The 12,449-nt window shown below is 67.9% G+C and carries 4 protein-coding genes and 1 pseudogene; 1 reads left to right on the top strand and 4 read right to left on the bottom strand.

Annotated elements, in window-relative coordinates:
* Window positions 1–12: 12 nt before the first annotated feature.
* Both ACFWUP_RS17655 and ACFWUP_RS17650 read right to left on the bottom strand, forming a co-directional pair.
* Window positions 13–258 (bottom strand): annotated as a pseudogene (locus ACFWUP_RS17655) (DUF86 domain-containing protein); the annotation flags it as partial.
* A gap of 91 nt (window positions 259–349) precedes the next feature.
* Window positions 350–613: a nucleotidyltransferase family protein gene (locus ACFWUP_RS17650; RefSeq protein WP_379235715.1), complete on the bottom strand. Its 264-nt coding sequence runs from the start codon at window positions 611–613 to the stop codon at window positions 350–352.
* 150 nt (window positions 614–763) lie between these two features.
* Here ACFWUP_RS17650 and ACFWUP_RS17645 point away from each other — a divergent pair, with 150 nt between their 5' ends.
* The gene (locus tag ACFWUP_RS17645; RefSeq protein ID WP_379235713.1) at window positions 764–2,182 is read left to right on the top strand and encodes an ATP-binding protein; all 1,419 of its coding nucleotides are present in this window, start codon (window positions 764–766) and stop codon (window positions 2,180–2,182) included.
* A gap of 24 nt (window positions 2,183–2,206) precedes the next feature.
* Here ACFWUP_RS17645 and ACFWUP_RS17640 read toward each other — a convergent pair whose 3' ends face one another.
* Both ACFWUP_RS17640 and ACFWUP_RS17635 read right to left on the bottom strand, forming a co-directional pair.
* Window positions 2,207–6,790, bottom strand: a complete 4,584-nt coding sequence (locus ACFWUP_RS17640) for an amino acid adenylation domain-containing protein (RefSeq protein WP_379235468.1) — start codon at window positions 6,788–6,790, stop codon at window positions 2,207–2,209.
* Window positions 6,791–6,854: 64 nt separating this feature from the next.
* Window positions 6,855–12,440 (bottom strand): amino acid adenylation domain-containing protein, encoded by a 5,586-nt coding sequence (locus ACFWUP_RS17635; protein ID WP_379235467.1) that lies wholly within the window; start codon window positions 12,438–12,440, stop codon window positions 6,855–6,857.
* Between the last annotated feature and the right edge of the window lie 9 nt (window positions 12,441–12,449).

The following is a 12,449-nucleotide window of genomic DNA, read 5'->3' as shown; positions in this document are numbered from 1 at the left end:
CGTGTTTCGCCGCTACGGCTGTGCGTGTTTCGCCGCATGGCCTGTGCGTGTCTTGCCGCCATCAATCCTCAGGGCTACCTCGCGCACGATCTCCCAGTCGAGGCTGAAGTAGGCATGAACCGCGTGGTTGCGAAAGCCCCGCATTTGCTGCCAAGGCAGGTTCGGAAGCTTGTCCCGCGTCTCGTCGGTAAGACGCGATGCGGCTTCGCCGATGACCAGCAGTTGGCGAAGCACCGCGTTCTGCAGAATTTCATCGGCGCTCCAGCTGTCACCGCGCTGGTCGAGCTACCGAATTACGGTGCGGGCCGCGATGACGATCTCTGTTAGGTAGAGCGAGTTGGCGCGTTACTCACGCGGCATACAGGACCTCGGCGTCGGCGAGGACTTCGTCACGGATCAGCCGATTAAGACCACTCTTGGGGACTAGGTCGACGTGAATGCCCAACAGCTTCTCCAGCTCCTCTTCCAGTCCAAAGAAGGCCAAGCCGCGCACTGCATGCGGTCCGCGCACGTACAGGAGATCGACGTCGCTGTCCTGACGGTCGTCGCCGCGAGCGACAGAACCGAACAGCGCCAGCTCCGTGACGCCGTATTCGGCACAGAGCTGGGTAATCGCGGGAAGGAACTGGATGAGCTCGTCTCGTCTAACTTCTCCATCATGCCAGCTCAGCCGGGTAGGGAACAGGGTTCGCCAGGCTCAATGTAACGCCCAAGTTTGGGAGTATCATCTAAGTTACTATCATCAATGATACTAAGAGGTGTGATGGACTTCGTCGGGCGATGGAACGAGCTGCACACCCTGGACGTCGCTTTGTCCGGCGTCCGCTCCGCGATCGGGACCGCGAAGCCGGGACGTTGCCTGATCCTTCGCGGCCGTCGGCGCATCGGAAAGTCTGCGCTGGTCGAGGAGTTCACCCAGCGCAGCGGTGTTCCAAATGTCTTCTACACCAGCGAGATCGGGCTCGGAGCCGACCCGCTGTCAGCGTTCTCCGACACGGTCGCGCATTCCTCGCTGCCCGATGCCGAAGTCTTCGACGAGGCACTTCCCGCCAACTGGACCGCTGCCCTGCGTCAGCTCGCAGGCATTCTGTCCGACGATGAGCCGAGCATCGTCGTTCTCGACGAGTTGCCGTATCTGATGGACGAGTCCGGGGCGTTCGAGAGTGTCTTGCAGCGCGCGTGGGATCGCGAACTGTGCCGTAAACCGGTGCTGTTGATCCTGATCGGTTCCGATCTCGCCATGATGGCAGCGCTCACGTCGTATGGGCGCCCGTTTCATCAGCGTGGTACCGAAATGCGCTTGGGACCACTCAACCCGGCCGATGTCGCGGCCATGACCGGTTCCGATGCCGCGGAGGCATTCGATGCCACCCTCATCACCGGCGGATTGCCGATCATCTGCGCGCGATGGCGCGCGGGCGAGGACGTGTGGGCGTTCCTGAAGCGAGAACTGGCCGACCCGGTCAGTCCGCTGATCGTCTCCGCGCAGCTGTCCCTGGCCGCCGAGTTCCCCGATCAAACCCTGGCGCGACAAGTCCTCTCCGCGATCGGCAGCGGCGAACGAACATTCACCAATATCGCCCGTGCTGCCGGCGGGCTAGCAAGTACGAGCCTCACGCGTGCCCTGAACCTGTTGGTGGACAAGGGAATCGTGGCTGGGGAACTGCCGATCGGCCTCACCCCGTCGAAGGAACGCCGCTACCGGATCACTGACTCCTACCTGAGGTTTTGGCTCACCTTTCTCGGCCCCTACCTCCCTGAACTGGATCGCCTCCGCAGCGACCTGACGGTGGATCGGATCCGCCGCGGTTGGACAAGTTGGCGTGGGCGTGCCGTGGAACCCCTGATCCGCGACTCGCTTGCCCGGCTGCTCCCGGCCGAAGGTATCCCCGCTGTTCCCGCCATCGGCGGGTACTGGACTCGCACCAACGACGTAGAGATCGACATCGTTGGCGCCGACCGGGAACCCGTCGCGAAGGAACTGACCTTTCTCGGTTCTATCAAGTGGCTCGAGAACTCACCCTTCGACATCCATGACCTCACCGAGCTACAGAATCACCGCTTCCGGTTGACCGACGCCCACATCCCTTTGATCGCCGTCAGCCGCTCAGGTGTCTCCACCGACCATCTTGCCGCCTTCTTCACGCCCGCCGACCTGATCGCGGCGTGGAAACCTCGATAGCCGACCAGGTGTGGGTGCTCGGTGTCAGTCGGCCAACGCGTCGGCGAGGGTGGTGATCGCTTGTTCCCAGAGTTCGGCGACGCGGGTTGCCTGGGATTCGGTGAAAAGGGCTGTGCTCCAGCGGAAGTTGGTGGTGAGGGCTGGGCCTTCGGGGGTGGTGCCGATGCCTGCGATGACGTCGATCGCGTAGCGCAGGGGGAGGTCGGGTTCTGGGTCGAGTGGGAGGGCGTGGTCGTGTTCGCCTATGAGGAGGGACCATGAGTCGGATTCGTTGCCGCTCAGGTCGATTCGGCCGAGGTAGTTGAATTCGACCTGGGGTTCGGCGGCGGTGCGGAGTTCCGCTGCGCGGGTGATGTAGCGGAGGAGGCCGTAGTCGAGGCCCTGGTTGGGGATTTCGCGTAGGTGGGTCGAGACCGAGTCGAGCAGGGTGCGGGCGGCGGTCGGGTTCGCTTGTGCGCGGGTGATGTCCACGGCGTTGTCGCCCACGCCGAGGCGGACGGGGAAGACGCTGGTGAACCAGCCGAGGGTGTTGGCGGTGTCGGTGCCGAGGGTGGTGTCGGCGCGGCCGTGGCCTTCCATGGCGATCAATGCGCCTGCGGCGGGGTCGTTTCCGTTGTCGGCGTGCAGCGAGGCCATGGTCATGGCCAAAGCCGAGAGGAGGAATTCGCGGACGCCCTCGTCCTTGCCGATGCGGTTGAGCAGGCGGTCGGTGACGGCTACCGGAGTGGCAACTGTGCTGACGCGCAGGCTGGACCAGGTGTCGGTGGCCGGGGCGGGGTGGCGGGTACCGAGGGCGGCGTCGGGTTCGCGGACCTGGGCGGCCCAGTAGTCGCGCTGGGCGAGGACTTCCGGTTCGGAGACGCGCTGCCACATGGCTTCGGACCACTGACGGTAGGAAGTGAACTCGGGCAACATCTTCGGGGTCACGCCGGACTGGATCTGCTGCCAGGCGGCGGCGAGGGCGTCGAGCATGATGTGCCAGGAGACGACATCGACGGCGAGGTGGTGCACGGCGAGCAGCAGGATGTCGCCGGACTCGGTGGCCGGGAACCACACCGCGCGCACCATGTCGCCTGCACGCGGATCGATCGCGTCGTTGGCGATTCGCGCGAATTCGGTGATGGCAGTATCGAGTTCGGTGCCGGTGAGTCCACGGGGTGCCTCGATCACCACGTCGGCGGCGTTCACCACGCCGGGTGCCCGGGTGACCATACGCGGACCGTCGGTGGTGTCGGTGAGGACCGCGCGCAGGGTGTCGTGCGCGTCGAGCAGTGATTGGAGCGTGGCTTCGATTGCCGCGCGGTCGATTCCGGCGGGCAGGCGCAGGAGCGCGCTCTGGGTGAAGCGGCGGTAGTTGCCGTATTCGTACATCCAGGAGACGACCGGCAGTGGCGGGACCACGCCGTAGGCATCTTCTCCGGAATGTGCGGCGGCGGCCGGGGCGTCGTCGACGGCAGCGGCCAGTTCGCGAACGGTGGGGCAGGCCAGCACCATTCGCGGATTGAGGGCCAGGCCGCGGCGGCGGCCCTTGTTGACGAGGGAGATCGCGACGATGCTGTCGACGCCCAGTTCGTAGAAGTCGGCGTCGATGCCGGGGGCGCGGCCGTCGAAGAGTTCGGCGAAGAGTTCACTCAGCGCGATCTCGGTGGGGGTCTCGGCTGCGGCGTTGCTGTCGGTGGCCGAAAGTGACTGTTCGGCAAGCTCGTTCAACGCATGAGCATCGAGCTTGCCGTTGACGTTCACGGGCAGCTGATCCATGACGATGATGCGCGCGGGAATCATGTACGCGGGCAAGCGTTGTGCGAGATCGGCGCGGACCCGGCTCACGATCACCGCGCGTCCAGCCTTGCCGACGACGAAGCCGACCAGCGACGCACCACCGGCGCGACGCACCACCGTGACCGCGGCGGTGTCGATGTCGGCGGAGCGGCGCAGCGCGGTCTCGATCTCGCCGACCTCGATGCGATAGCCACGCACCTTGACCTGGGCGTCGGCACGGCCGAGGTAGCCGAAGCGGCCGCCGGGGAGTCGGCGCACGAGGTCGCCGGTGCGGTACATGCGTTGGCCGGGGCGGGTGGGGTCGGCGACGAAACGGTCCGCGGTGATGGCGGGTTTGCCGAGGTAGCCGCGGGCCAACTGCACACCGGAAAGGTAGAGCTCGCCGACGATGCCCTGCGGGACCGGGCGCAGCCGGGAGTCGAGGACGTAGCCGACCATGCCGCCGTTGGCGGTGCCGATCGTGGGGATTTCCGAGGTGTCGACGGGGGCGACCACGGCTTCGACGGTGGTCTCGGTGGGGCCGTAGCAGTTGTACACAGCCGTGTCGGGCAGGGCGCGCAGTCGCGCCCACAGGGCGGTGTCGATGGCCTCGCCGCCGAGCGCGAGGACCGACAGTTCACGATCGAGCAGGCCCGCTGCCGCCAGTTGGGCGAGCATCGAGGGGGTGGTGTCGATCATGTCGATGTCGAATTCGGCCATCCCCGAGACGATTCGGTGCGCGTCGCGCATCTCGTCGGCGTCGAACAGGTGCAGGGCCTGTCCGGCGAAGAAGCCGACCATGGGCTGCCATGAGGCGTCGAAACCGAGCGACCAGGCGTGGGCGATGCGCAGGGGGCGTCCGAGTTTCGCCATGGCGGGGCGGTAGAAGCGCTCGAGGTGATCGGCGAAATAGCCGCTCAGGGCGGCATTGGTGCCGACGACGCCCTTGGGTTCGCCGGTGGAACCCGAGGTGAAGATGATGTAGGCGGCGTGGTCGAGTTCGCGATGCAATATGGGGGCGTGTGCGGGGCGGGCCGCGATCCGATCCACGACGGCGGGCTCGTCGAGCGCCAGCACCTGGATCGGCTGTCGATCAGTCATGCCGACACGAGCATCGCTGGGACCGCCGTCGACAGACACCGTGGCTTCGTCCAGCAGGGCACGGTCCGAACCGAGCAGCACCGCGAGCGTCGGGTTCGACTGGCGCAGAATTGATTCGATGCGGCTGGCGGGAAGTGAGATGTCCACCGGAACATAGGCGGCACCTGCGGCGAAGGTCGCCAGGATGGCGATGATCGAGCGTGGGCTGCGCGGGAGCATCAGAGCGACAACGGTTTCCGGTCCGACTCCGTGGGTGACGAACTCGGCTGCCATTCGGCAGGCCTCGTCGTGCAGCGCGCGGTAGGTGAAAACCTCACCGGCGGTAGTGGTGAGCGCGACAGCGTCAGGGGTGGCTGCGGTCTGCTGCTCGACCAGCTCCCAGGGAGTAGCCGTCGGCGCCGGGGTGACATCCGTTGCGGCGCTGCGGAGTTCGACGTGCTCGGCGGGCGTGAGCAGGTCGATCGCCTCGGGGGTCGCGGAGGTGTCGAGGGTCGGCAGGGTACGCAAGATGGTGATCATGCGGGCGCCGAGGTCGGCGGGGTCGAGGTGGCCGAGCAGAGCCGGGATCGCTTCGACCAGGACGAGGAGTTCGCCTTCGCTCAGGTGGGAGACGACCGTGAGCGGGTAGTGGGCGAGGCTTTCCATCTCGATGGGACGGAACTGGGCGCCGTCGGGGGCGGTGACAGTCTTGACGGCGTCGTCGATAGGGGCGTTCTCGAACACGAACAGGGTGTCGAACAGGGCGCCGTGGCCGGCCGCGCGCTGCAGGGTCGACAGGCTGAGGTAGCCGATATCGCGCATGGTGGACGAATCACGTTGCAGGCGTGCGCATTGCGCGACGACCGGCTCGGCGGGATCGAGGCGGTGCACGACCGGGACCGTGTTGATGAACAGGCCGACCATGCCTTCGACGCCGGCCAGCTTTTCCGGGCGACCGGAGATGGTGGTGCCGTAGACGACGTCGCGGCGGTCGGTGATGCGGGCGAGCAGCAGCGTCCACGCGAATTGCACGGCGGTGTTGAGCGTCATGCCGTTGGCGCGCGCCCACTGTTGCAACTGCTCGGTCTCGTTGGTGGACAGCCGAAGTCGCGTTGTCTGCGGAACACCCGCGCCACCGGTGCCGTCGGCCAGTACCAGCGGGGCGCTGACCTGCCGCAGGTACTCGGCCCAGCGGCGGGCGGCGGCGTCGTGGTCCTGGACGCCGAGCCAGCCGATGTAGTCGCGGTAGGGGCGCGGGGCGGGCAGGCCGTCGAGGGTGCCGCCGGCCTGATACACGGCGAGCAGTTCGGTGAAGAAGACCGCGACCGCCCAGCCGTCCATCAGGATGTGGTGCGCGGTGAGGATCATCCGCCTGCGCGGCTCTGGCGCGTCGGTGACGTTGAGCAGCAGCACGCGCAGCGCGGGACCACGGCTCAGCACGAACGGCACGCGCCGTTCGGATTCGGCGATCGAGTCGAATTCCGTTGACCGCGCGTCTCGTTCGGTCCACGGCAGTTCGGCGTGCGACGGAATGATCTGCACCGGCTTGGGCACGTCGGTGTCCCAGAAGGCGGCACGCAGGTTCGGGTGACGATCCATCATGGCCTGGGCGCTGCGGTGCAGCAGGTCGGTGTCGAGCGGGCCGTCGATGTCGACCACGAATTGCATCGTGTAGAGGTCGATCTCGGTGCCGGTCAGCCGCGACAGGGAGAAAAGGCCCTCCTGCAGCGGGCTCAGCGCGAGTACGTCTTCGATCTTCGGCGCACTCATGCTGCGTCCTCTCCTAGCTGCTCGGTGTTGCGATGGTGGGGTGTGGCATGCGCTGGCCGCACACTCATCCCTGGGCTGACCAAGCCGCGGTCAGCGCCGACAACGCATCGGCCTCCAGGCCGGAGGCACTCATCGGCGCGTGCGACACCTGTTCGGGCTCTTCGGTTTCCGGCGCGGCCGCATCGACGGCGGCCGCGAGTTCGGTGATGGTGGCGCACTCGAAGACCAGCTGCGGGGTCAACGCCAGGCCGAGTTCGGCGGCGCGGGCCGACCACTGGATGGAGATGACGCTGTCGCCGCCGATGGCGAAGAAGTTGTCCTCGCCGGTGACATCCTCTGTGTCGAGGAGTTCCTCGATCAGCGTGATGAGGGTGCGCTCGGTATCGGAGTCGGCCGGGCCCGAGGCGACGACGTTGGCGGCGGCCGGGGCCGGTACGGACAGCAGTCGTTCCAGGTCGGCGACAGGCAGCACACGCAGGTCGGCGACGGGCAGGTCGGGCGTTTCGGCGAAGGCGCGCAGCGTGGCGGCGAGCGCGTCGGCGATCAGGGCGGCGGTGGCAGGTTCGTAGAGGTCGGCGTTGACGACTACGCGCACGTCCATGGCACCGTCGGCGGTCACGTTCAGGCTCAGGTTCAGGTCGAGGAACGAGACGTCGAAGTCGGCGGGCAACACCGTGACAGTGCTCTCCCCCGAGGTCGAGAAGGGCAGGGTGGTAGGCGCCCAGTCGGCGCCGCGGAAGTGGATCATGCTCTGGAACAAGGGGTTCCGTGAGCGCGAGCGGTGCGGATTGAGGGTTTCGACCAGGCGCTCGATCGGCAGGTCCTGATGGGCGTTGGCGTCGAGCACGACGTTGCGTGCGCGAATCACGGTGTCGCGCAGGGTCGGTGCGTTCGACAGGTCGTTGCGCAGCACCACCATATTGGCGAACAGGCCGATCAGGTTCGTGGTGGCCTGGTCGGTGCGGGCGGCCACCGGGGTGCCGAGGGTGATGTCGTCGCCACCACCGAGGGTGTGCAGTAGCGTCGCGACGGCGGCTTCGCAGACCATGAATTCTGTTGCGCCACTGCGCATCGCCAGTTGCTCGAGACCGGAGCGAACCGACGCGGGCAGGGTGAAGGTGACCACTTCACCGCGTTTGCCGAGTTCGCGCGGACGGGCGCGATCGTGGGCGACGGAGATCTCGTCGGGCACACCGGCGAGAGTGGTACGCCAGTAGTCGATCTGGGTCTTCGCGAACTCGCTCGGCGCGGAACGGTCGAACAGTTCCTCCTGCCACAGGGCGTAATCGGCGAACTGGATGGGCAGCGGCGCCCACCCCGGTGCCTGGCCGGCTTCGCTGCGGGCGCGGTAGGCGGTGGTGAGGTCGTCGAGCAGCACGCCGAAGGAGGCGTGATCGGCGACGATGTGGTGCACGAGCAGCGAGAGCACGTGGGTGTTCGCGTCGAGGACCAGCAGTTCGGCCCGGATCAGCGGCTCGCCGTCGAGGGTGAAGTGGTAGTCGGCGATCTCGGCCAGCACGGTGGAGAGCTGATCGGCGGCGACCTCGCGGATCGGCAGCGGGACCGGCGCGGCGGGGTGGACGACCTGATAGGGCGAGCCCGCGTGCTCGGGGAAGGTGCTGCGCAAAGACTCGTGGCGGGCCACGACGTCGTCCAGCGCCGCACGCAGCGCCGCGATGTCGAGCGGGCCGTCGAAACGCACGGCCAGCGGCAGGTTGCCGACCGAACCGGCGCCCTCCATCCGGTACTGGAACCACATCGCCAGCTGGGAGTACGACAGCGGGATGCGCTCCGGGCGCGGGCGAGCGGCGATCTCGGGGCGGTTGGACCGCACCGATCCCACGGCGGAGATCCGATCGGGGACGCCGGGCCGGCCGGAATCGGTGTCGGCGCCGCTCGATTCGGGGGCGCCGGGCAGGCCGGAATCGGTGTCCGCACCGCTCGATTCGGGGACGTCTGCCGTTCCGGCTGCACCTGATCCGGTGGGAACGGTGGCCGTGACGCCCCGATCAGCCGCGCCAACGGCGGAGCCGGCCGAGCCCGCAGCCGAATCGCCTGTGGCAGACGCGACCGATGCCGCGCTGTCATCTGTGGCGGGCGCTTCGTCGAAGTCGTTGTCGACCGCGTCGAGGTCGATATCGAATTCAGCGAGGAATCGGGCGACGAGGTTCGCGGCCAGGGCGGCGGGGGTCGGACTGTCGAAGACGACGCGGACGTCGAGTTCGATACCGAATTCCGCGCGGATCTGGGCTACCAGGCGGGCGGCCAGCAGCGAGTGTCCGCCGAGTTCGAAGAAGGAGTCCTCGGCGCTCACCTCGTCTTGGTCGAACAGGGCGCCGAACAGGGCGCAGACCTTGCGTTCGGTGGCGGTGGCCGGGGCGCGGTGGGTGCGCGCGACGGCGGGGGTCGCGGTGGGCAGGGCGCGCTTGTCGAGCTTGCCGTTGACGGTGAGCGGGATTTCCGGGATCACCGCGAAAGCGCTGGGCACCATGAATTCCGGCAGGCCGGACGAGGCGAAAGCCTGGATCTGTTCGAGGTCGATGGTCACCTCGGCGGGCACCACGTAGGCGGCCAGCATCGCGCCGAGGGCAGGGTCCTCGGTCACCACGACGACGCAGGCGGCGACGGCGGGATGCGCGGCGATCGCGGCTTCGACTTCGCCGAGTTCGATGCGGAAACCACGCACCTTGACCTGCTCGTCGGCGCGGCCGATGAACTCGAGCTCGCCGAAACTGTTGCGGCGCACCAGATCGCCGGAGCGGTACATGCGTGCGCCAGCTGCGGCTCCGACGGTGACAGAAGCGTTCGCATCGACGCTAGATCCACAAGCGGCGCTAGCTATAGCGTCGTTAGATCCTGTAGCAGCGGTATTGGCTGCAACCGCCGTCTGTTCGAGAGTCGAGTCGGCGGACCCGAGCACCGCGCTCGCCGTGGCCGCGTACGGATCCGCGACGAAGCGCTCGGCGCTGAGCCCGGCGCGCTCCAGGTAGCCGCGGGCCAGTTGGTCGCCGCCAAGGTAGAGCTCGCCGATCACGCCGTCGGGCACCAGTTGCAGCGCTTCGTCCAGGACGTAGGTGTAGACGTTGCGGTTGGGGATGCCGATCGGCACGATGCCGGTGCCCTGCGGACCCTCGACCGGCATGTAGGTCGAGCAGACCACGGCTTCGGTCGGGCCGTAGTGGTTACGCAGTTCGGCGTCGAGGGTGTTGGCGAGGCGGTCGGCGACCTCGCCGGGCAGTGCCTCGCCGCCGACGGGGATCTGGCGCAGCGACTGCCATTCACTGATCTCGGGCAGCAGCAGGAAGGTGCTGAGCATCGAGGGCACCATCTGCAGCACCGTCACCTCGCGCCGGGTGATGAGGTCGGCGACATAGCGAATGTCGCGGAACGCCTGCGGCTTCGGCACGATCAGCTGCGCGCCGACGGTGAGCGTGATCGCGATGTCACCGAGCGAGGCGTCGAAGCTCACCGACGCGGACTGCATCAGGCGATCAGCGGGGACCATGTCCCAGTCGGCGACGAAGCAGACGATGTGTTCGGCGATCGCGTTGTGCGGCACCGGAACACCCTTCGGCTTGCCGGTGGAGCCCGAGGTGTAGATGACGTAGGCGAGGTTCGACGGACGCAGCGGGCGCAGACGGTCTGCGTCGGTGGGCGCGGTGGCGGACAGGTCGGCCGCGATCTCTTCGGCGGCGGCCAATTCGACTGCGCCGAGCAGTAATCGGGGCTTCGCGTCCTCGATCAGGTACTCGATGCGATCGTCCGGGTAGGAGGGATCGATGGGCAGGTACGCACCACCGGCCTTGAGCACCGCGAGCACGGCGACGATGAACTCGACCGAGGTGCCGAGGCGAAGGCCGACGATGTCCTCGGTGCCGATGCCCTGCTCGATCAGCCAGTGCGCCAACCGATTCGCGCGGGCGTGCAGCGCGGCGTAGGTGAGCTCGATGTCGTCGGAGACGAGGGCGAGCGCGTCGGGAGTGGTGTCGGCGGCAGATTCCAGCAGGGCGACAAGGGTTGTCGCGGGCTGGTCGACGAGCACACCGTGCGAACGGTCCAGCAGCGCGGCACGGTCGGCGGCGCCGAGCATGTCGAGATCGGCGAGCCTGCGGTTCGGGGCACGCAGGGCGCTGTCGAGGAGGCAGCCGAAGTGGGCGAGCAACTGGTCGATGAGGGCGTCGGCGAGCACGTCGGTCTGGTATTCGGCTTCGACCACCGCGGTGCCGTCGGCGTCCAGAACCACCGCGAAGGCCAAGGGCACCTGCGCGCTGGCCGCACCCAGTTCGAGCTGGGTGGAGGTGACGCCGTCGATGGCGAAACCGTCGGCGCTCTTGCGCACGCTGAAGCCGAGGCGGACCAGCTGATCCAGGCCGTCGCGACCGGCGACACGGCCCGGGTTCGCTTCGCGGACAACACGATCGATGCCGACACCGCGGCGGGCGAACGCACCGGCGCAGGTGTCGCGCACGCCGGCGACCAGGGTGGCGAAGTCGTCGCGGCCGCCGATGCCGGCGCGCAGCAGCAGGGTGTTGCCGAAGTAGCCGATGAGCTGTTCGGTGCCTGCGGGGCGGTCGGTCACCGGGATGGAGACGAGGAAGTCAGCGGCGGCGGTGTAGCGGTGGATGAGGGCGTCGAAACCGGCCAGCAGCACCATGAACGGGGTCGCGGAGTGCTCGCGCGCGAACTGCTCGGTGCGGGTGACGAGGTCGGCGGGCAGGTGATGGGCGCGGCGCTTGGCGTTCCTGCCCGGGTTCGCTGAGGCGGAGCCGGGGAGTTCGAGGGGTTCGGGCAGCGGGCGTAGGGCATCACGCCAATACGCGACGTCGGGCTCGGCGGGCTCGGCGATGGGGGCGAGCGCGGCGAATTGGACGGTTTCGCCGGCGGCATCTGCTGCGCGCCCGGCGGCGTTCACCTCGTCAGGGGAAGGCATGGTGTTCGTCGATGCGGCATCGTCAACCTCGCCCGAGGAGCGCTCGGCGTTCGTCGAAGCCGTGCCGCGCGCACGGTCGGCCTCCTCGGCCCCGCTCTGCTCGGCAGCAGGCACTCCCGCGCGGTAGGCGGCGTTGAGTTCGGTGAAGAACACCGCCCAGGAGTCGTCGTCCCAGCAGATGTGGTGGATGGTGAAGAGCACGACGTGCTCGTCGGGGCCGGTGCGGATCAGGGTGGCGCGCAGCGGGAGTTCGGTGGCGAGGGCGAAGGGGCGGGCGAAATCGCGCTGGGCCAGTACCTCGACGCGCAGGTCGCGGCCGGATTCCGGGAGGTCGGTGAGGTCGTGGGTCGACCAGTCGGCGCGGGCATCGGCGGTGAACACCTGGAACGGGGTGCCTTCGGCGTCCGCGCCGTAGGTGGTGCGCAGGATGTCGTGGCGGGCCACCACCGTGTCGAACGCGGCGTGCAGGCGGCCGGAGTCGAGGGAGCCGGTGAGGCGGTAGGCGACGCAGATGTTGAGGGCCGTGTCCTCGGTGTCGCGGGTCTGCAGGAACCACATGCGCAGCTGGCCGGGGGTCAGCGGACGGCGCTCCCCCGCCGGAATCCGCGGCACCGCAACGGGTTCGGCGGTCGCGACGGCCATGCCGCGTTCGCGCAGCTTCTGCTGCAGCAGCAGTTTGCGGCGTTCCGCGACGGACAGGGTGGGTTCGGTGTCAGACATGTTCTTCGG

It is taken from the genome of Nocardia sp. NPDC058658 (assembly GCF_042716665.1).
GTDB lineage: Bacteria > Actinomycetota > Actinomycetes > Mycobacteriales > Mycobacteriaceae > Nocardia.
The sequence above is the reverse complement of the archived record's forward strand: the minus strand, read 5'-3'. Positions and strand labels throughout refer to the sequence as shown.

What these genes read in the sequence shown, in the direction of transcription:
- ACFWUP_RS17645 (WP_379235713.1), top strand. Translation starts at nt 764, where the DNA reads ATGGACTTCGTCGGGCGATGGAACGAGCTGCACACCCTGGACGTCGCT.
- ACFWUP_RS17640 (WP_379235468.1), bottom strand. Translation starts at nt 6,790, where the DNA reads ATGAGTGCGCCGAAGATCGAAGACGTACTCGCGCTGAGCCCGCTGCAG.
- ACFWUP_RS17635 (WP_379235467.1), bottom strand. Translation starts at nt 12,440, where the DNA reads ATGTCTGACACCGAACCCACCCTGTCCGTCGCGGAACGCCGCAAACTG.